Below are 20,507 nucleotides of genomic sequence, written 5' to 3' on the forward strand. Positions count from 1 at the left end.
TAGTTATAAGAGATTGATTATGAGGTTATCACTCGTAACTAGAGAAAACCGAGTTCGAGTTTCGCTTCCTCACTCATCATATCTTTGTCCCATTCCGGTTCAAACACCAGATTAATGGTAGCCGCAGTCACACCCTCCACCGATTCCACTTTCTGACGAATATCTTCCATGATAAAATCAGCAGCCGGACAGTTAGGGGCTGTCAATGTCATATCAAGTACCACTTCTCCAGTATCGGAGACATCTATCTTATAAATCAGTCCAAGATCGTATACATTCACCGGAATTTCCGGATCGTACACCGTTTTTAGCATGGCTACAATCTTTTCTTCTATTTCAATCTTTTCCATACGTCTTCTCATTTTGTTATGTATCGCAAAGATAGAGATAAAAAATGAAACATAAAAAATTAGGTACGGAATGAGCATCGTGTACCTAAAGAATATTACATCTATTCTCCATCTTCACTAATATGAAAAACGTACCCAGATGGTAAATTGTTGCAAACAGGGAATAAAGATGTAGAGGAAATTAAAGCAATCCTTCATCCGCAAAGCTAAAGAACCCGTCTTCGCAAACGACGACATGATCTATCAGGTGGATATTCATTGTATCTGCCGCTTTACGAATATGTTCTGTCAGTGTTTTGTCAGGCTGACTAGGACGGATATTCCCTGAAGGATGATTATGGACCACAGCTATTTGGGTGGCTCTTTGCAGCAATGCTTCCCGAAGGATGGTGCGTACATCGGTGTATGTTCCATCTATTCCACCGGTACTGATACGCACCTTATCAATCAGTTTCGTTGCCTGATTCAATAAAAGAACCCAGAATTCTTCTTGTTCGAGGTCGCACATCAAAGGTTGAAAGATATCATAAATATCTTTTGAACAGGTGATTTGAGGCCTTTCTTTTGTGTTTTGCAGTTTCCGACGCTTTCCAAGTTCCAATGCTGCCATCACTGTAATACTCTTCGCCGGTCCCATACCTTTAAAACGGGAATAATCGCAGACTTCCCATTTTGCCAGAGAATTGAGATTGTTATCACAAGACAGGAGCAGGCGTCGCATCAGTTCAACAGCGCTTTCTTCCGTATTTCCGGAGCCGATTAATATAGCGAGTAGTTCGGCATCGCTCAATGCTGCTGCTCCCTTTTCCATCATTTTTTCCCGTGGGCGGTCCTCCAGTGCCCATTGGTTGATGGATAGTTTGTGTTTACTTTCCATTTACTATGTTTTGAAGGTGTAAAGGTAGGCTTATTTAATTTAATGATAGAGGCAATGGGAAAAAAATTGGTTGCAGGCTTCTTCTTTTTTCTATGCAGAGACAAGTTGTACGACACCCGGGTCTCAGCATACCTGACACCCGGGTGTTGAGTAGCATGAGACCCGGGTGTCAGACGTATTGAGACCCGGGTGTCATGCAACATTCCTTTTAAGTAAAAATAGGAATGGTAGTAAACAAATTAAAAGTAGATTACTTATAAAAATTCTTTTGGAAAGCCTCAAACTCATCTTTCCCTCTGACACAACGCTGCCACCATGCACGCCAAAAGCCTGTACCATAGCCGATAAGTTGTATAAATGCAGCGGCTATGGAATATATGCCAATAGTCAGACTCTTATTCTGAATAGTAGAATCCATGCATACCAGCAATGCATAAAGAATGATCGGCGTAAAACTGAAAAGACAGAATGGGGTTCCTAATAATAAGAGTGCCACTCCCAGCGTAAATACAGCAGGAAGTAAATGCACCAGTTTCAGAGAGTCCGGGTATTTCTTATAAAGATTAATACGGGCAATGCCGGAGTTATGCACTTGCTTGAAGAACTTCTTCAAATCAGTACGGCGTTTGTGATACACCCAGGCATCCGGAAAAAGCCGGCAAGTATAGCCGTTCTTAAAGATACGGATACTAAAGTCAATATCCTCTCCAAAACGCATCTTTGAGAATCCGCCCAAAGCCTCATACACTGCCCGGCGAACTCCCATATTAAAACTACGGGGATAGAATTTGTCCATCTTCTTTTTCCCGCCACGGATCCCTCCGGTTGTAAAGAAAGAAGTCATGGAATAGTTTATCGCCTTTTGGATATCCGTGAAAGAATCGTGCGCACGGTCGGGACCGCCGAAAGCATCGGCAGGAGAAGCGAGAAGTTCCTTCTCTACCGCATCGAAGTATCCTTCGGGAAGAATGACATCAGAATCTAATATAATAAGGTATTCTCCTTCGCTACGTTCTGCCCCGTAATTGCGGGTTTGTCCCGGACCGGAGTTAAGTTTAGAGAAGTATTTTATATTCAACCGGTCTGCATAACGGTCTACTACTTCTTTACAGGGAATGGAGGAACCATCTTCTACAACAACGACTTCGAAATCTTTAAAGTGTTGCATGGTAAGACTTTGCAATAATTCATCCACTTCATCGGGACGATTATAAACGGGGATTATGACGGAGTAACGCATAGTAAATTCGTTTTAAGAATGAATTTGAGATGCAAATTAAGACAAAAAAGGGGAAACTACTCCCAAATCTCCAGAAAAACAAAAGAACTAACTATATTTCCTATCTACTTTTTATCAAGATTCCCTCAAAAAGTTTTCTATTCTCCGTTAGAATCATTATAAAAAGAGATTGAGTTTCTCCAACTATATTAGTTTTGATAAATCTTACAGAATAAAAAAGGGCGTTCCTGGGAAATAAGGGAAAATTGGAACGCCCTTCGAAATAAAGGTTTATTATTAGACTGGTCTTTCACAAGTGCAGTCTTTACCTTTTTTCATCTAACAAATTAAGGATGTCAAAAATCCTTAGTGGGAAATAACATATTCATCTTTTCACAAAGATGAATAATTCGACAAATAATATCCGATACCACCATATCGGACAATTATATTATCAATAAAAGGGTAACTCTACACAAAGGAAAAGAGTTACCCTTTCTTTCTTATTTAAAATAGGACTATTTCAAAGAAGCTTTCACAGTGATCTTATTAATAGTTTCTGTACCCCAGTTATGATTTACAGTTACTTTCACATAGATGTCCAATGACTGAACAATCGCTGTATTGTTACATGTAATCACACCTGTTGACGGATTAATAGTATAGGTACCCTCATTTACAGTAGCACTATATCCATCAATTGCATAAGTAATGGCGCCAGCAGCATCAATGCCATAAGCTGCAGCCCAAGGAGCTTTTGCTACTCCATTTTCAATAACTACATTCTTCTTGGTTACATTGATATCTTTGTCAGACATCTTGATTTCTGCTTTCGTTCCTACATTGATAGTCTTATTCTGATCACCATCTATATTCCAATCAATAGAAGACTTGTAAGACAAGACATCAAGCGGAGAACGCAATACAGGTTCACAATAAGTCACTTCTTTTCCATTTATATCAAGAATAGTAGCTTCAATATCAGTTCCTTGTATTTTAGCTCCGATCTTGATAGCACCTAAAGTCTTCACATCTACATCCGGAGTTACAGTAATAACATTACCAGCAATGCTTATCTGACTATAAACAGCTTTAACAGCATCAGACTGTTTTGCTTGCGGAGCCAGATAATATTCAATAACTTCACTAGAAGTACTGTTATCTGTATTATATGCAGCATAAAGAACTGTCAAATCAGCCGTCATACTGAATGACTTATCAGCTTCAGTCCATGCACCGGTAATAGTTGTCTTACCATTCACAACAAATGCACTATTTTGCTTGATGATCACTTTACGTTCGCACTTAACAAGATCCTTCAATTTCAAAGTATACTGTTTGTTAGAACCGTTAACACGATGAGTTGTTGTGGATTTACGCCATGCATATTCTTCAGAATTTGTAATTTCATATTTTGAGTTTCCACCACCTGGCCATGTTTCGAATGAATACAATTGCTGATCTCCATTGATAACAGTTTCGGCAGGGAATATCAATTTAAGATTATCCAAATCTGTGCTTGTACCCGGTGTGAATTCAATATATGCATCAACCTTGTTAGCATAAGTTTTACCATCTTCATTAGTCAAGTAATACAAACCATATTTAACAGGAGTTACGTTTTCATTGTCAGACATATAGTCACGTCCACCCAGTGAATTCAAGAATGCACGAACATTCAAGTCAATAGTTTGTTCACTTGTGCTATACTGCAATTTAGCTAACTTATCAGCTGCAGCTGCATCTTTCGTTTCTACATCAATATCAACCAATGCCGGAGCCACTTGCTGCTCGCGAACAGCTTTCACTGCAAAGTCATAAGAAATGATTTCCGTACCTTTTTCATTCTTATAAGTTGCTGTCACATAGCATAATTCATTGATAGCCGAAGCTTGCTCACTAGATTTAGCTGTAATAACACCGTCTTTAATTTCAAAGATACCTTTTGCCTTATCAGCTGTTTGTTTGAATTCAACAGTGATACCACTAAATCCTAAATCAGCCATTGAAATGAAATCCTCTTCCACATCATGTCCCAATGCTACAGAATCATTCAAATTATAAGATTTGTTATAAACAAATGTATATTCAACATAAGATGAAAAATCGGATTCGGTAGTTGCATCAGCCAAAACATCAGTAGGAACTTCAACTGCATCTTTTGTATGCACAAAACTCAAATCAGCCGGAGTCCATTTTTCAGCTTTGAAGTTGAAATAATCAGAGGCTGTTGTATAACCGTTAATTGTTACATCCAGAGAAGAAGCGTAAGGTTTATCAACTTCAATGTTTTCGGAAATCATATTTACACTCAAGATACCTTGTCGGTTATCCACCCATTTTGCACTACCTTCTACATATTTCAGTGCAGGAACAAGTGCTCTGGTTTTATATGTATCGGTAAATGCAAATACAGCTTTACCTAGATCCAGTGTAGTAGGCCATACTTTGAAAGTAGCTACAGAAGCACTGGTTGCCAATAATTCCGCATCAGGATCATTGGACGACATCAACCCGATTGATTTTACAAAATCATCTTTATCATTAGCAGCTTGTCTTCTGTAAATAATGCTTTGCAAACCATTATAGGCAGAACCTTCTGCCAACATTTTATATTCTTTACCGTCAAGAGTGATGACGTACAAACCATCTACCTCATTTATAACAATAGAAGGAACTTTAGTATCAGTTTTCAAGCTTGTTACCACATCACCGATAACGATATACCCATCTTTATTAATAGACACGTTAGCTGATGCATCCTGACCTGGTTCGCCAGGCTTACCAGGTTCACCTTGTTCTCCCTTCTTCCCAGTAGCATTAACCTTATTTCCATCTGCATCTAAAACATACTCATAGGTTTTGCCATCATCAGTACTTACCTGCCAATAGTTGTCACTTGATACTTTAAATTTAGGAATGACCGTTTCACCATTTAGTCCCGGCTGTCCGTTCTCTCCATCTTTACCATTGGTGATAGTCAATTTAGAACCGTTAGAAAGAGACAACTCATAACCATTTGCTACAGGAGTATAACTGACAATAAATTTACCGGCTTTCATTGCAGCATCCACCTCTTCAATTTTACTCTTATTGGCGTCGACCTGCTGTTGCAAACCATCTATATCATCATCGTAGTCTTTGCATCCTACGTAGCTGATAGTAGAAAGCGCCAGCGCCCCGAAGAGCATCACTTTTACAAACTTTTTCTTCATAACTACTTAAAAATTACATTAATAATATATTATTAAACACTAAGTTTCAATAATAGCATACCCGTTACTTCGTAGGTAACGGCAAACCTTTGTTCCTGCTCTTCTTGAGTAGTCAATACTAGAAAATGATATAATATACAATGAAACATTTTAACCCCTACTTCATGAAAGAGGTAGAGGGGAGAGAAATCTTATGCAAAATTTAGAGGTTGACATGCCCTAATACAAAGAATCTACGTGTTTTATCTGTTTATGTTCTTCTTTTGAATGCTTTATTAGAAAAAAATGTGTGATTTCGTTTGGTTGTTTTAAGAAATATGCTCATATTTGCACCGGTATTTATTCCCGTTACCTACGAAGTAACAGACTTATATTCAGCAAATTGCATTTCGAACTGAATATCGGATAAAATCAATAACCCGCTTGTTTGCTTCATCTATTTTCTTATTCTGAAAAGGTTTCAGATAAGTCTCCGTCACTGTAATGGACGAATGCCCCATCGCTTCGGAAATAATGCCCGGATGAATTTCACAATAATACGCTGTTGTGGCCCATGTATGGCGGGCGGTGTATGAACTCAATTTATCCCCCAGTCCCAACAATTCACCCAACAACATTAATTGCCGATTAAATGTGCGCAATGCTAACTGATACTCTCGATATGCTTCTTTTGTTCCTTCACGACTTTTCAACAATGAGAAAAGGTATGGAGAAGAAGGGTCACAATTCATGTACTTCTTCACCAAAAGCATTGCCTCCGGAGTCAATGTCACCGACAATGTACGCCCCGTCTTACGCCTACGATAAGTAATCACATTATCATGCAAATCACTCTTACGCAAATATGCGAGATCGACAAAAGGTAAACCACGAAGTAAAAACATCAGAGTAAATAGCTCTTGTGTACATCGCAAAGCCGGAGTTGCAACCGATGAATGTAATTTTGCAAATACCTTTTTTATGTCTTCCTCACATAAAGCTCGCTTACGGTCAGCGCGAGTACCGGTATAAACCGAATGGAACAAATTCGGCACATAAGGTGCTTTTCGAAGATCGACCGCACGATTATAGACTGCACGAAATGTGCGCAAATAAGTTGAAACTGTATTCCAACTACAACCACGGCTACGAAGATGTACCTCGAAGCCTTTCAACCATCCCGGAGTTACTTTATCAAAAGTGAAATCTCCTTTCCCACAATAAACAATAATGGCATTGAGACTACTACGATATACGTGAGCCGTCCCAAAGTTTCCCCCCATTTGTAGCCCATTAGCCACTTGCCTCATAAATGCTACTACTTTTAACATGTTACTATTACTTAATTTAATTACACAATAAACATACAGGTATTTTTAAGAACAAGCAAACCTGTTAGCTACAAATAACAATAATAATAACAATGTTGTTTCTTGGAAGTAAATGAAAGGAACCATGAGGTAAAACTAATACAAAAAAAGACGGGGATGTCCCAATCTTGGCACATCCCCGTACAATATAAATCAGTTCAGTTATTACTTCTTCAGAATATCCATTGTATCGGACGCAATCAACAATTCTTCGTCTGTCGGAATCACTACTACTTTCACTTTAGAAGCAGGAGTAGAAATAATTGCTTCCTCACCACGAACTTTAGCATTCACATCGTTGTCAAGCTCGATACCCATGAATTCCATATCCTTACAAACTTCACGGCGACATTCCATCTGATTTTCACCTACACCACCTGTAAACAGAATGATATCTACACCGCCCAATGCAGCAGCATAAGCACCGATGTATTTCTTGATACGATAATAATACATCTTCTCTGCAAGGATAGCTTTCTCATTGCCAGCCGCACAAGCAGCCAAAAGTTCACGCATATCGCTTGATACACCTGAAATACCGAGTACACCGCTCTTCTTGTTCAACAGGTTGGAAACACCCGTAGTATTCAAGCCTTCTTTTTCCATGATAAACGTCACTGCACCGGCATCAATGTCACCGCTGCGAGTACCCATCATCAAGCCTTCCAATGGAGTCAAGCCCATAGTAGTATCTATACATTTACCATCTTTGATAGCGGCAATAGAACCACCATTACCAATATGACAAGTGATGATTTTCTTTCCTACCGGATTTACACCCAAGAATTCGCATACACGTTTGGACACGTAACGATGAGATGTTCCGTGGAAGCCATAACGACGCACACCATACTTTTCATACAATTCATAAGGAATAGCATACATGTAGGCATAATCCGGCATGGTCTGATGAAAAGCCGTATCGAATACACCTACCTGCGGAATGTTAGGAAGAATAGCAGAAACTGCATTCACACCTTTCAAGTTAGCCGGATTGTGCAACGGAGCCAGATCATTGCAAGCTGTAAAGGCTTCCAATACCTCCTTATTCAGCAATACAGATTCGCTGAAACGCTCGCCTCCGTGTACCATACGGTGACCTACGGCATTGATTTCATCCAAAGATTTAATAGCGCCATATTCGGGGTGAATCAACGTATTCAGGATAAACTCAACTCCTACTGTATGTTCAGGAATATCTTTTTCCAGAATTTTCTTTTCACCATTCGGTAAAGTCAGTTTCAAGAAAGATCCTTTCAGACCGATTTTTTCGATACCACCTTGCGCAATCACTTCTTTGCTGGTCATATCGAACAATTTATATTTAATAGATGAACTTCCGCAGTTCAATACCAGAATTTTCATGTCGTTGTCGATTTAATACTTACTACTTTATATCTAATACTTATTTATTTGCCTTTGCAGCAATAGCCTGGTTAGCCGTGATAGCAATCATACGATATACATCTTCAATAGAACAACCACGAGACAAGTCGTTTACCGGGCAAGCGATACCCTGAAGGATCGGGCCGATAGCATCAGCATGTCCCAAACGTTGAACTAGCTTATAAGAAATGTTACCTACTTCCAGGCTCGGAACAATCAGTACATTTGCTTGTCCGGCTACCTCCGAACCCGGAGCTTTGCTTGCACCTACTTCAGGAACAAGAGCCGCATCTGCCTGCAGTTCACCGTCCAAATCAAGAGTCGGAGCCATTTCCTTAGCTATTTTAGTTGCTTCTACTACTTTGTCTACCACTTCATGTTTAGCAGAGCCTTTGGTAGAGAAACTCAACATAGCTACTTTCGGATTTTCGATACCGGCAACCGCCTTGGCAGTCTGCGCTGTACAAACTGCAATCTGCGCCAATTGATTAGCATCAGGAACCGGGGTTACGGCCACGTCACCCATGACCAAAATGCCATTCTTTCCGTATTCAGGAGCATGAGTCAAAAGCAACATAGCACCAGACACGCAAGTGATTCCCGGCGCAGTCTTGATAATCTGCAAAGCAGGACGCAATACATTACCAGTAGTGTTACGGGCACCAGCCAACTGACCGTCAGCATCACCGCTCTTAATCATTAAACAACCAAAGAATAAAGGATCATTCGTTAACTTGCGGGCTTCTTCGATAGTCATCCCCTTCTTTTTACGAAGTTCACACAACAACTGCGCATATTCTTCGTGTTTCGGAGAAGTTTCAGGATCAATGATAGTAGCTTTACCGATGTTTCCCAATCCCCATTTTGCAGCAAGTTCATTAATTTCTGCCGGTTTACCCAGTAAAATTAGATCGGCTACTTCGTCTGTCAAAATCATATTGGCAGCTTTCAATGTGCGTTCTTCAGTTCCTTCCGGAAGAACAATACGTTGGCGATTTGCTTTCGCACGCGCCACGATTTGGTTGATTAAATTGAGCATAGATATATTGAATATTATTATAAAACGTCCTTACAATTTGTAATTTGCGGTGCAAAAGTACTCAATTTTGCAATATCCACATTACAATTTCGCCTATTTTTCTCTTCCAAGTCTAAAATATTGTAATATTTAACACTGTACTCCTATTTTTCATACCTTTGCAGCGTTTTCAAACAAAATCAATAGGTTATTAGTTATGATACGTCAGTGCGCCATTTTATTTGGCTGTTTGGCTTTGGGTGAATTAATAGTTTATCTTACGGGTATCAAGCTCCCCTCCAGCATCATCGGTATGCTGCTGCTCACCCTCTTTTTAAAATTAGGTTGGATTAAGTTACACTGGGTACAGGGATTGTCCGACTTTCTGGTTGCCAACTTAGGATTCTTTTTCGTTCCGCCCGGTGTGGCTCTTATGCTATACTTTGATGTCATTGCGGCAGAGTTCTGGCCGATAGTGACAGCGACCATTATCAGCACCGCGCTTGTACTTGTCGTTACGGGATGGGTACATCAAATCGTCCGCAAGTTCAGGCTGGCACGTCAGATTAAGCTGGCGCGCAAACTTCACCTGACGGATTTCCATCTGTCGGAGAAACTGCACCTTAAAGATAAAATCAACTTAACGAATAAAGACAAATGAGCTTCTTAGAGAATAATTTCTTCCTGCTGGCTATCACCTTCGGGATTTTCTTCTTTGCCAAATTGCTTCAGAAGAAAACAGGACTGGTATTATTAAATCCTATATTGCTGACCATCGCCCTATTAATCATCTTCCTTAAAATGACAAATATCTCATACGAGACCTATAATAAAGGAGGACATTTGATCGAGTTCTGGCTCCGCCCGGCTGTTGTTGCTTTAGGCGTACCTTTATATCTTCAATTGGAAATGATAAAAAAGCAGTTACTGCCTATCCTTCTGTCTCAACTGGCAGGCTGCATTGTCGGAGTTATTTCAGTAGTGCTGATTGCGAAGTTCATGGGAGCTTCCCAAGAAGTAATCCTGTCTCTGGCTCCCAAATCGGTTACGACTCCGATTGCGATGGAAGTAACCAAAGCCATTGGCGGTATTCCGTCACTGACGGCGGCAGTTGTTGTGGCAGTAGGTTTATTAGGAGCGATCTGTGGTTTTAAGACCATGAAAATCATGCGTGTAGGCAGTCCGATCGCCCAAGGGCTTTCGATGGGGACAGCCGCTCATGCTGTCGGAACTTCCACCGCAATGGATATCAGCAGCAAATATGGAGCATACGCCAGTCTGGGACTGACACTGAATGGAATCTTCACCGCACTGCTCACACCTACAATCCTTCGATTATTAGGTGTCTTGTAAAAACAAAATCTCTTGATTTTCCGTTATATAAAGAGTTAAACGCAAAAAGCAATTTTATGATTCCATTTAAAGATATCACATTAGCAGACAAAGACACAATCACCTCATTCACGATGAAAAGTGATCGCCGCAATTGCGATCTTTCATTCTCCAATCTTTGCAGTTGGAGGTTCTTATATGACACTCAATTCGCAGTGGTCGACAACTTTTTGGTATTCAAGTTCTGGGCGGGAGAACAACTTGCTTATATGATGCCCGTAGGCACAGGAGATTTGAAAGCAGTATTGTGGGAACTGATAGAAGATGCCCGCAAAGAGAACCAGCATTTCTGTATGCTGGGAGTGTGCAGCAATATGCGCGCTGATCTCGAAGCTATCCTTCCGGAACAGTTCACTTTCACAGAAGACCGCGACTATGCGGATTATATTTATTTGAGAAGTGATCTATCTACGCTGAAAGGGAAGAAATTCCAAGCGAAAAGAAATCATATCAACCGGTTCCGCAACACTTATCCGGATTACGAATACACACCGATTACCCCGGACCGTATTCAGGAATGTCTGGATCTGGAAGCAGAGTGGTGTAAAGTGAATAACTGTGACCAACAGGAGGGGACAGGCAACGAACGTCGCGCCCTGATTTATGCTCTCCACAACTTCGAGGCACTCGGACTGACGGGAGGTATCTTGCATGTGAACGGTAAAATTGTCGCATTCACATTCGGTATGCCTATCAATCATGAAACATTCGGCGTACATGTAGAAAAAGCGGATACCAGTATTGAAGGTGCGTATGCCATGATTAATTATGAATTTGCCAACCGGATTCCCGAACAATATATCTATATCAACCGGGAAGAGGATTTAGGTATTGAGGGTTTACGCAAAGCCAAACTGTCTTACCAGCCGGCAACGATTCTGGAAAAATATATGGCTTGCCTCAAAGAGCATCCCATGAATATGGTAAAATGGTAAATCCATTATAAATATGATGATAAAGGAGCAAGTAAAAGCATTGTGGAAAATCTGTTTTGACGATAGTGAAGAATTCGTTGAAATGTACTTCAGACTGCGCTATAAAACAGAGGTGAATGTCGCCATCCAAAGTGGCGATGAGGTAATCTCTGCGCTTCAGATGCTTCCTTATCCGATGACTTTTGGTGGAGAGACTGTACAGACCTCCTATATTTCAGGAGCCTGTACGCATCCCGATTTCCGAAGCAAAGGGGTTATGCGAGAGCTCTTATCACAGTCTTTCGCCCGGATGCTGCGGAATGGAGTATATTTCAGTACATTGATACCGGCAGAGCCCTGGTTGTTCGACTATTATGCCCGCATGGGATATGCTTCCGTATTCAAGTATTCAACTAAAGAGATCGTTTTGCCGGAGTTTATTCCTGCTAAAGAGATAGCGGTCAGTGTGGTATCAGAGTTTCAGGAGGAGATCTATTCTTATTTGAATAAGAAGCTTTCCGAACGGGCTTGCTGTATTCAGCACACGCTGGAAGACTTTCAGGTTATTATGACTGATCTTGCCATCAGCGGAGGATACTTATTTGTAGCCAGACAAGAAAACGAAATCAAGGGGGTGACTATTATATATAAAGGAGACAAACATATCATTATCAATGAGCTTTGCGCTGAAGATAAAGATGTGGAATATAGCCTATTGTATGCTATCAGGCAACACACCGGATATAAGTGCATGGTTCAACTCTTACCTCCCGAAGATCAACAGCCTCAACATCCGTTGGGCATGGCACGTATCATCAATGCCAAAGAAGTGCTGCAAATCTATGCCGCGGCTTTCCCCGAAGATGAAATGCAGTTGGAATTATCGGATAAACAACTGTCGGTAAATAACGGTTATTATTATCTGTGTAAAGGGAAATGCATGTATAGTACCGAGCGACTGCCCGGTACACATATACAGATGAATATTAGTGAACTAACCGATAGAATACTCCAGCCGTTAAAGCCATATATGAGCTTGATGCTGAATTAAATTTTAGGCACGGCTTACACGGATTACGCTGTTGACTTATATTAAGGCATGCCTCTAAGAGCTGCGAAACCCGTGTAATCCGTGCCTGTATTTATTTATTCAAATAACGAACCCGTTCGCAGGCTGCCAATAGAAACGCACCTACTCCAAAATTCGAAGTGGAGTTTGCGTCTACCACCTGACCGGGTATCGCTTTCTCACCAATCGGTTGCACATAACCAATCTTGCCATCAGGCTGCAAAGCAACTGTTGAGAGATATTTCCATGCTTTTTCAACCACCGGCTGATATTCTGCAGCATCTAGGAAACCGTTATTGATTCCCCATTGTAAACCATAGGTAAAGAAAGCCGTTCCACTGGTTTCCGGTCCCGGTGCATGCAATGGATCGAGCATACTGCGTGTCCAGTAACCTTCCGGCTGTTGACAAGCAGCAACCGACTTAGCCAGGGTACGGAAACGATCTATATATTCCGGACGATACTTATCTGTTTCAGGAAGTTCTTTCAAGACTTTTGCCAATCCGGCCAATACCCAGCCGTCTCCACGTGCCCAAAAATCCTTTTTGCCGTTCACACTTTTGTGTTTAGGATACACGTATTTTCCATCCCGGTAATAAAGTCCGGCCTCTTCATCATACATAATACTATCAGCATAGGCGAGGTATTCATGCAGTTTCTCCAAATAGAGCGGATTCTTAGTAATGTTATACATCTTTGTCATGACCGGCATGACCATATATAAGCCATCTGCCCACCACCAATAATCATGATTGGGGGTACTCATCTGATATTCCATCACTTCGCGGGCACGGGCTATTTTCTGTGTATCCGGTTCCATATTATAGAGATCGGCATACGTCTGAAAACAAATCTGATAGTCACCGAAAAGCACATAATCATCACTTTCACCGTAACTGTACTTCCAGTTTTCCTTATGATCTGATTTTGCCCCTTTCCATTCATTATGTTCCGCCCAGGCTTTCGAGTATTCCAAATACTCCGGCTGCTTAGTCAAAAAATAAGCTTCCATATTTCCGGTGTGATAGGCGGCATTATCCCAAAAAGAACGTCCGTGTTCCGGATGATTCGTCTGCCAATAATTATTCACTTTATGAATAGTGTTTATCACTTCTTCAGCAGAAGCATCCTTCTTATCCGTACAACTTGCACAGATTGCACCGCCTAGAAAGAGTGCAGAAAAAAGAGTTACATATAGTTTCTTCATATCTTTATTTATTTGTATCCATATTCGTTTCCAATACATATATCATTTGAGGCTCAATTTCCGCTGTGCGTTCACCGTCTCCCTGACGGGTGTGTTGTACAAAGAGATGCAGTTTCCGCTGCTTTTTCCAAAGTTCCGTATCATGAGAGGGTTCCCAGGCATCCACCGAAAAATCCGTCAGATCCGTTATCGTCCACTTACTCGTACCCACATCAGTCGCATGTGCCATCGACACACGGCTTCCCCGTTCTTCGTCACGGAAAATATAAAAGACTTCTCCACCTTCTACCACAATACGCGGACGGGCAATAGGGATCATTTTCGTACCTCCCCCCTTCAAGGTAAAAGGTGTCTGGCGATCGGTTATCTGCCGTTGATGCCACATCTTCCCGTCATTCCAGACGATGCGGTATTGAGGAACATCACTGTCGGATTCCCGCCAATAAGTAGCTATATACGGATTTCCTCCTGCATCAGCACTCATGCTCGTCTGATTAATCAACTCACAGTTTTGAGGTAAACGACAGGCATACTCCGCATTGGACAATTTGATCGGGAGTTCATATCGTTCTCCACTCGTCTTATACCAAGTTACCCCATTATCAAAAGAACGGGCATAACAAATATCATGGTTTGTTTCCACATGCCAGGTCTCGCGCCATACCCATGAAAGATGAATCGTCCCTTTCTCATCAACATATAACTGCCAATAGGCATTCCGTTTATTTTCTCCGTCGATCAGTATATCCTGCACACGAGTCCATTTGTGTTCTTTCAGCGAATAACGGTTCATTACCAGATTTCCACGACCCGAAGAACCGGAGCGGTAAACAAACAATAAATCTCCTCCGGATAAAGGATAGAACTCCGGATAGGTGACATTTCCTTCGTCAACTCCGGTCATGGGCATTTTATCCCCCAGTTCCAAAGAACCGGGAGCAATGCTCCGGCAGTAATTCAATGGATGTCCGTGATGGTCAAAAGATACGTGCATGTATCCTTCTCCATCTATCATCATACTAATTATATTATGAGCATCCTTCACATTTCCCTGATATTGGGTGCGATGTAATGTCCATTGTTCCGAATCCAGTTTCCGCTTTCCAAGTACCAGATAGCCATCGTTATCGTAATAACTGATATATTGTTCATCACCGTGTGTAACCAGCGAATTATTCCGAAAGACCGTCGTATTGACCGAAGTACAGCTATACCCCTTTCCCACTTCAACCAAATGCTGGGAACAGGCAATAACGGGAACGAGCATTATTCCGCAAAGTAGTAGCAGTATCCGTTTCATATTTATTTTTTATTTGTCAAAGATAGAAAGGTTCCATTTTTCATGCCAAGGGATAGTTATTTTCCCATCTTTTACCAATACAGGCAGCCATACATAACGGGAATCTTCCAAATCCTTCTTCTTCCAACGGTCGAACATGGCAATATATGCATTCTTCTTTCCGACAACAGGCTGGACATAAGTACTCTGGGCATAAAACGTTTTATCCGCATCCGGTCCCGTACAAGGATTTCCGATTGTCTTCCATGTTCCCATAATAGAATCGGCTACTGCGATCTCGGCTATATTAGGATCCCAGCCAGTACAACCGGAACTTAACATATAATATTTACCATTATATTTAAATACTGCCGGAGCCTCTCTCGATTCTTTTACGAAATTGCGTGTAAAACGTCCGCTCGGTTTCAGATAATCATCAGTCAGAAGGCTGATATACATCGTTTCATTATTTTCTGAAGAATAAAACTGATAAGCACGTCCATCATCATCCACAAAAACAGTCTGATCGCGGCTCATCGCATTGTTCGGACGAAAACTTCCCTGATAAACGAACAGACCGACAGGAGAATCGGAAACTGCCACTCCGGCACAAGCCTTAGTGTAATCAGCACTTTCCACATGGGCCCACATTACAAATTTGCCCGTTTTCTTATTATAAACCACTTTCGGACGTTCCAATACTTTGGAGGGATGCAGGTCATGATTCGGATCGTCTTTAACTGCCGGAAGTACAATACCCTCAAATTTCCAATTCAGCAAGTCTTTAGAAGAGTAACAACCTACTCCGGTCACATCCGTACGATAACACTCCCACGTAGCCCAGTCAGGCAAAATGGTTTTCCCTTTCTTGTATTCGCCATACCAATAGTAAGTACCATCGTGATAAAGAAGGCCGCCACCATGGGCATTGATCGGATTTCCATCCGTATCACTCCAAACTTGTCCGGGAATAAATTCCGTATTCTTCTGCGCTTGTACCTTCACCGGCAGTAACGATACGCAAACCAGTCCTACTAATATAAACTTAAGAACTCTACAATGTCTACTCATGTTCATGATATTAAATTAATTTCTCGCTTACAAAGATAGATGATACATTAAACATAAAGGTTCACATTTGTGTCAAAAAAGGGCTAAAAACAGTCATTTGCACTGATTGTACGATATTACGGAATATTTGCACTTTGAATTTAATGTTCATCTACCATATAATACGATATTAATAGGGATTCCACCTATCAATCCATTCGATAAAAGGAGTTCCTTTCTCATCAAATCGGACAGGCAACCAGATATAGCGTGAATCAGAAAGGCTTTGGGGACGCCACATATCCGCCATGAATACAAACTGGTCTTTCTGCCCGGACAAGGGCAAGATATAAGTGCTTTGCCCGCCAAATGTTTTCTCCGCATCTTTCCCGATGCAAGGATTTGGAAGTTGTCTCCATTCTCCCATGATAGACGTAGCGGTTAATAACCGTGCCTTGTTCGGTTCCCAACCTGTACAACCGGAAGTAATCATCCAGTATGTCGCGTCTTTCTTGAAAATAGCCGGTGCTTCATTATGCCCGCCGGGAAAGATACGGATATATTTCCCGGAATGGCTCAAATAATCATCCGTCAGTTCAGCAATCTGCAATGTCAGATTATCTTCCGATGAATAAATATGGTAAGCCTTGCCGTCATCATCCACAAACAAAGTCATATCCCGTGACATCTGTCCGCCTTTCAAATCACGGTGTACGAACATTCCGCTTTCGATAGCCTTATGCCATTCCGGTGTCCACCACTTTTTATATTCTTCAAAATTCCATTTCGTATTCCGTTCCTTCTTCGTCATATTTATAGGAAAAACGCCCGGATTTACACGACTGGAACGGATGAAACGATAGGGTCCCACAGGCGAATCACTGACAGCAACAGCCGCCCGTGCCGGTCCGTACCCTTGTCCCTTCAATTCCAAATGCAGCCACATCACAAATTTGCCCGTCTTTTCGTTATAGATTACTTTCGGGCGCTCCATGATGCAACCTTTTTCAATGTCGCTTCCCGCTTTATCCGATACAGATAAAGAAATACCTTCATATTTCCAGTCGCATAAATTGGTAGAAGAATAACAGTTCACTCCTTTTTCCGTGACAAATCCTGTATCCGGGCGATGCTCTCCGAACCAATAATAAGTTCCTTTGTGAAACAGGATACCTCCTCCATGTGCATTAATCACATTCCCGTCCGTATCTCTCCAGACTTTTCCGGAAACAATTTCCTTTTCTTTCTGATAGACTCGCACATAGTCTATTTCATATTTCATCGGCAGGGCTGCTTCGTCAATCGGTCCGCCGTTGATGCCGCCAATCGCAAGATTCAGCAACAAGTATTGCGGCCGGGTAAACGGATTTGTTCCTTTACCTATTTTACCATTAACCGTGTTCTTCAAAGGAATCTCGTTGAGCAGTTCATCATCCAGATAAAGCTTGATGGCTTCTTCATCCCAATCCATACGCCAGATATGGAATTTGGACGCCCAGTCGGGGTCTTTATCCGTGAAATGAGAGTAAGGCGTAGCTTGGCTATCCCACTGCGCATCCCATTGCCTGTCCTTTCCCCATGCGGCATTTGCCAGGATATGAGGAACTCCTTTTATCTGGTAATATTCCATTATATCTATCTCACCACAAGAAGGCCATTCCATGCCACTACCTAACGTCCAGATAGCAGGCCATGCTCCTTTTGCCACCGGAATGCGTGCCTTTACTTCAAAACGACCGTAAAGAAACTCCTTCTTTCCGGCAGTAGTCACAGAAGAGGATGTATATTCTATAAGCTCCCGTCTCTTGCGCCAATCATTACTGCCGGACACATAAAGAGGATTCTTCCTGTTTTCCTCTTTTCGGGCTTCTATCACCAGACAGCCGTCTTTGCAAACGGCATTGTCCGCCTGATACCACTGTGCTTCTTCATTGCGAGCATATCCTTGCTCAAAGTTCCACACGGATGAGTCTAATGCCCCATCCGTATTGAACTCATCACTCCAAACCAGTTGCCAGTTATCTTGTGCCAATACATTCAATGTAATCGGCAAGCATAAGATTAAATTTAAAAGTCTTTTTATCTTCATACAAATCAATTACATTTTAGGCTTCGGAGTAACAACGCGTACCCAAAACTCATCTATACGTCGCCCCTGCCCCGGCAAATCAAAACTAATCTGAATTAAGTTATCATGTAGAAACTTAACATGCATCTCATTTCTGGCACCGCGAGGAAATACCGGAGTTGCCGAATAGGTCAAAGATTCCACATATATACTATCGGAAGGTAATTCATAATTGCCTTCCATAAAAATAGTAGAATTAGCAGAGCCTGCACTTAACAATAGATTCTTAAAGGTCTTATCAGAAGATATAATTTTCAAAGCATTTCCGGAAGTGACGATATAATTATCCGCACTATCCTTGGCAACCTCGCAAATCTGCCAGATACCAACTAGTGACTTGTTTTTTATTTCACCTTGCGACTTCAACAGGGTTACTATTATTTTATTATTCTCTGACAGATTGGAGACCGCAGAAAGCATGTTCATTTCATCCATTCCTGCTTGAATTGGGCTAAACCAGACAGATTGATTAGTGCCGAAAAACGATAAAAGTAAGATTAAAGCAAAAGCAAGTGATTTCATGATGCTACAATTTATTACAAATATTAATACTCATTTTCCACCAAATAAAAGTTTCTCCCTTTCCATCCGTTTTCACATACGGATTTGATTATCGAAACCCAATTCAAACATACAAGGGGACAAGCTAAAAAACTGTCCCCTACGTTGTCTGACTAGTTATGCTTACAAACTACCGAGCTATTTCAACCCGTATGCATAAATCTCTGCTAAAGCACAATTAGTATCCCGGTTACTAGTGTTGATCTTCACTTTGAAATAACGACCTTCAGTAGGAATGACACCAAACACCTGAACAGACTGTTCCTTCTTCATTGTAAAGTTTCCTACTTTCGTCCAATCTATTCCATCCGTGCTGACGAAGAATTCTCCACTACCTACATCCGTATAGTTCGCCCTATGCAGTAACGCGAATTGAGCGAAAGTATAAGTATCTTTTGCATCAATAATCAACTCATACGGCATGGGAAGACTACCACCCTGCCATTTTGAATGCCAGAATGTACTCGTGACACCATCCAACACACGAGCGGCAGGTCCGCTATTCGTTGATGTCTCACCATACAACTCCTCCGAATTTGCCTCCGCCGTCCAGCCGGTTCTATCTAACTGAGGCGCCAAAATTCGTATACTCAACGGATAAAAGTTCGCAGTAGGAGATATTTCGAACTGAGAAACTGAACTAATGCGGACGGGCAACATATAATCTCCTGGTTCCAATTCGCCGGCATTGATATCTACTCCCAAATTGCCGCTTGTCGTACCATTCGGCAGACTTATCGTTTCCGCCATCGAATAAACACTTTGCGGAAGTAACCGGAAAGATGTTCCATTGGCCGAATTATATGTATTTACATATTCTTCATTTACGGTAAATCCACAATCAATATCCCATTTATTATCCGTATCCAATTTAAACTCTATAGACTCTGAGATAGTGCTAACCTCTCCATACTTGTATTCTTTCGTATTCACAAGCGTACTGCTGAATCCCATAGTAGGCATTACTATTTCATTGATTTGCAAAAACAAACTATTCATTTCCGCGTTTATCGAATCCGTCGTACTCGTCACTTGTATGGGTAGCACCCATGTTGCATCAGGTTCACTTTCCATAGACGCTTTCACACTCTGCTGATTCAAAGATATATGGACTAGTTTATAACGGTCCTCCACAGAAAAAGCCACTTGAGAAACATCCAGCGAATAACTATCTTCTGATATCTTCCTATAGTTCACACTTTCCGGAGTGCTATACTTCCGGTCGAGTTCTTCTTGCGTTAATACATGTATATCGGCAGTTGCCGTCTGATCCGGTTGTCCACCGGTTTTTACTACCGAAAATGTATACACAAAATCGTCATTTGTATCATACAAAGTAAGTTCCTGCTTACCACCATTATTCACACGTAATATTTTGTGATACTGTTCCGGAACTAATTGTTCCAAATCATATTTCGACTCGTCGCAAGCACCCAATGAAATCAGGCATCCTGCCAACAATATCATATTTATTTTCATAAAGTATAGCTTTT

Annotated in this window: 17 protein-coding genes; 4 read left to right on the forward strand and 13 right to left on the reverse strand. The window is 41.3% G+C overall.

From position 1 onward, the window contains the following. Nucleotides 1-38 precede the first annotated feature (38 nt). From BSCG_RS10330 to pta, 7 genes are all read right to left on the reverse strand, one after another. Nucleotides 39-350 carry an iron-sulfur cluster assembly protein gene (locus tag BSCG_RS10330; protein ID WP_004314431.1) on the reverse strand — a complete coding sequence of 104 codons (312 nt, stop codon included), beginning with the start codon at nucleotides 348-350 and terminating at the stop codon, nucleotides 39-41. A gap of 181 nt (nucleotides 351-531) precedes the next feature. Continuing rightward, entirely contained in the window at nucleotides 532-1,227 is a 696-nt protein-coding gene (radC, locus tag BSCG_RS10325) for a RadC family protein (protein WP_004314429.1), read from the reverse strand. Nucleotides 1,228-1,477: 250 nt separating this feature from the next. Continuing rightward, nucleotides 1,478-2,467, reverse strand: coding sequence for a glycosyltransferase (locus BSCG_RS10320; protein ID WP_008645146.1), 990 nt, complete (start codon nucleotides 2,465-2,467; stop codon nucleotides 1,478-1,480). A 497-nt stretch (nucleotides 2,468-2,964) separates the two neighbouring features. After that, the gene (locus BSCG_RS10315; RefSeq protein ID WP_008776440.1) at nucleotides 2,965-5,661 is read right to left on the reverse strand and encodes a PL29 family lyase N-terminal domain-containing protein; all 2,697 of its coding nucleotides are present in this window, start codon (nucleotides 5,659-5,661) and stop codon (nucleotides 2,965-2,967) included. Nucleotides 5,662-6,035: 374 nt separating this feature from the next. Next, nucleotides 6,036-6,971 carry a tyrosine-type recombinase/integrase gene (locus BSCG_RS10310; RefSeq protein ID WP_008776441.1) on the reverse strand — a complete coding sequence of 312 codons (936 nt, stop codon included), beginning with the start codon at nucleotides 6,969-6,971 and terminating at the stop codon, nucleotides 6,036-6,038. Nucleotides 6,972-7,175: 204 nt separating this feature from the next. Continuing rightward, nucleotides 7,176-8,375, reverse strand: a complete 1,200-nt coding sequence (locus BSCG_RS10305) for an acetate kinase (protein WP_004314424.1) — start codon at nucleotides 8,373-8,375, stop codon at nucleotides 7,176-7,178. Between the two features lie 40 nt (nucleotides 8,376-8,415). Further along, nucleotides 8,416-9,435, reverse strand: coding sequence for a phosphate acetyltransferase (gene pta / locus BSCG_RS10300; protein ID WP_004314422.1), 1,020 nt, complete (start codon nucleotides 9,433-9,435; stop codon nucleotides 8,416-8,418). Between the two features lie 196 nt (nucleotides 9,436-9,631). Here pta and BSCG_RS10295 point away from each other — a divergent pair, with 196 nt between their 5' ends. From BSCG_RS10295 to BSCG_RS10280, 4 genes are read left to right on the forward strand one after another with little or no spacing between them, the layout of a single operon-like run. Further along, on the forward strand, nucleotides 9,632-10,075 hold the full coding sequence (locus BSCG_RS10295) for a CidA/LrgA family protein (RefSeq protein ID WP_004305056.1): 444 nt from the start codon (nucleotides 9,632-9,634) through the stop codon (nucleotides 10,073-10,075). Further along, a complete protein-coding gene (locus tag BSCG_RS10290; RefSeq protein ID WP_004305057.1) occupies nucleotides 10,072-10,767 on the forward strand; it encodes an LrgB family protein in 696 nt (231 codons plus the stop codon). The genes BSCG_RS10295 and BSCG_RS10290 overlap by 4 nt, the downstream gene beginning before the upstream one ends. Before the next feature lie 56 nt (nucleotides 10,768-10,823). Further along, the gene (locus BSCG_RS10285) at nucleotides 10,824-11,741 is read left to right on the forward strand and encodes a DUF2156 domain-containing protein (protein WP_004305058.1); all 918 of its coding nucleotides are present in this window, start codon (nucleotides 10,824-10,826) and stop codon (nucleotides 11,739-11,741) included. A gap of 13 nt (nucleotides 11,742-11,754) precedes the next feature. After that, the gene (locus tag BSCG_RS10280) at nucleotides 11,755-12,771 is read left to right on the forward strand and encodes a GNAT family N-acetyltransferase (protein WP_032849590.1); all 1,017 of its coding nucleotides are present in this window, start codon (nucleotides 11,755-11,757) and stop codon (nucleotides 12,769-12,771) included. Nucleotides 12,772-12,862: 91 nt separating this feature from the next. Here BSCG_RS10280 and BSCG_RS10275 read toward each other — a convergent pair whose 3' ends face one another. The 6 genes from BSCG_RS10275 to BSCG_RS10255 form a co-directional block, all read right to left on the reverse strand. Next, nucleotides 12,863-13,996 (reverse strand): glycoside hydrolase family 88 protein, encoded by a 1,134-nt coding sequence (locus BSCG_RS10275; protein ID WP_004309679.1) that lies wholly within the window; start codon nucleotides 13,994-13,996, stop codon nucleotides 12,863-12,865. Between the two features lie 4 nt (nucleotides 13,997-14,000). Further along, entirely contained in the window at nucleotides 14,001-15,296 is a 1,296-nt protein-coding gene (locus BSCG_RS10270) for a BNR repeat-containing protein (protein WP_004322201.1), read from the reverse strand. A 9-nt stretch (nucleotides 15,297-15,305) separates the two neighbouring features. Further along, nucleotides 15,306-16,346: a glycoside hydrolase family 43 protein gene (locus BSCG_RS10265; protein ID WP_008776443.1), complete on the reverse strand. Its 1,041-nt coding sequence runs from the start codon at nucleotides 16,344-16,346 to the stop codon at nucleotides 15,306-15,308. Between the two features lie 169 nt (nucleotides 16,347-16,515). Beyond that, the gene (locus BSCG_RS10260) at nucleotides 16,516-18,414 is read right to left on the reverse strand and encodes a family 43 glycosylhydrolase (protein WP_008776444.1); all 1,899 of its coding nucleotides are present in this window, start codon (nucleotides 18,412-18,414) and stop codon (nucleotides 16,516-16,518) included. Nucleotides 18,415-18,423: 9 nt separating this feature from the next. Beyond that, nucleotides 18,424-18,975 (reverse strand): DUF4488 domain-containing protein, encoded by a 552-nt coding sequence (locus tag BSCG_RS0127575; protein ID WP_008776445.1) that lies wholly within the window; start codon nucleotides 18,973-18,975, stop codon nucleotides 18,424-18,426. Nucleotides 18,976-19,152: 177 nt separating this feature from the next. After that, a complete protein-coding gene (locus tag BSCG_RS10255) occupies nucleotides 19,153-20,493 on the reverse strand; it encodes a BT_3987 domain-containing protein (protein ID WP_008776446.1) in 1,341 nt (446 codons plus the stop codon). Nucleotides 20,494-20,507 lie beyond the last annotated feature (14 nt).

It is taken from the genome of Bacteroides sp. 2_2_4, assembly GCF_000157055.1.
GTDB lineage: Bacteria > Bacteroidota > Bacteroidia > Bacteroidales > Bacteroidaceae > Bacteroides > Bacteroides ovatus.

What these genes read in the sequence shown, in the direction of transcription:
- BSCG_RS10330 (WP_004314431.1), bottom strand. Translation starts at nt 350, where the DNA reads ATGGAAAAGATTGAAATAGAAGAAAAGATTGTAGCCATGCTAAAAACG.
- radC (WP_004314429.1), bottom strand. Translation starts at nt 1,227, where the DNA reads ATGGAAAGTAAACACAAACTATCCATCAACCAATGGGCACTGGAGGAC.
- BSCG_RS10320 (WP_008645146.1), bottom strand. Translation starts at nt 2,467, where the DNA reads ATGCGTTACTCCGTCATAATCCCCGTTTATAATCGTCCCGATGAAGTG.
- BSCG_RS10315 (WP_008776440.1), bottom strand. Translation starts at nt 5,661, where the DNA reads ATGAAGAAAAAGTTTGTAAAAGTGATGCTCTTCGGGGCGCTGGCGCTT.
- BSCG_RS10310 (WP_008776441.1), bottom strand. Translation starts at nt 6,971, where the DNA reads ATGTTAAAAGTAGTAGCATTTATGAGGCAAGTGGCTAATGGGCTACAA.
- BSCG_RS10305 (WP_004314424.1), bottom strand. Translation starts at nt 8,375, where the DNA reads ATGAAAATTCTGGTATTGAACTGCGGAAGTTCATCTATTAAATATAAA.
- pta (WP_004314422.1), bottom strand. Translation starts at nt 9,435, where the DNA reads ATGCTCAATTTAATCAACCAAATCGTGGCGCGTGCGAAAGCAAATCGC.
- BSCG_RS10295 (WP_004305056.1), top strand. Translation starts at nt 9,632, where the DNA reads ATGATACGTCAGTGCGCCATTTTATTTGGCTGTTTGGCTTTGGGTGAA.
- BSCG_RS10290 (WP_004305057.1), top strand. Translation starts at nt 10,072, where the DNA reads ATGAGCTTCTTAGAGAATAATTTCTTCCTGCTGGCTATCACCTTCGGG.
- BSCG_RS10285 (WP_004305058.1), top strand. Translation starts at nt 10,824, where the DNA reads ATGATTCCATTTAAAGATATCACATTAGCAGACAAAGACACAATCACC.
- BSCG_RS10280 (WP_032849590.1), top strand. Translation starts at nt 11,755, where the DNA reads ATGATGATAAAGGAGCAAGTAAAAGCATTGTGGAAAATCTGTTTTGAC.
- BSCG_RS10275 (WP_004309679.1), bottom strand. Translation starts at nt 13,996, where the DNA reads ATGAAGAAACTATATGTAACTCTTTTTTCTGCACTCTTTCTAGGCGGT.
- BSCG_RS10270 (WP_004322201.1), bottom strand. Translation starts at nt 15,296, where the DNA reads ATGAAACGGATACTGCTACTACTTTGCGGAATAATGCTCGTTCCCGTT.
- BSCG_RS10265 (WP_008776443.1), bottom strand. Translation starts at nt 16,346, where the DNA reads ATGAGTAGACATTGTAGAGTTCTTAAGTTTATATTAGTAGGACTGGTT.
- BSCG_RS10260 (WP_008776444.1), bottom strand. Translation starts at nt 18,414, where the DNA reads ATGAAGATAAAAAGACTTTTAAATTTAATCTTATGCTTGCCGATTACA.
- BSCG_RS0127575 (WP_008776445.1), bottom strand. Translation starts at nt 18,975, where the DNA reads ATGAAATCACTTGCTTTTGCTTTAATCTTACTTTTATCGTTTTTCGGC.
- BSCG_RS10255 (WP_008776446.1), bottom strand. Translation starts at nt 20,493, where the DNA reads ATGAAAATAAATATGATATTGTTGGCAGGATGCCTGATTTCATTGGGT.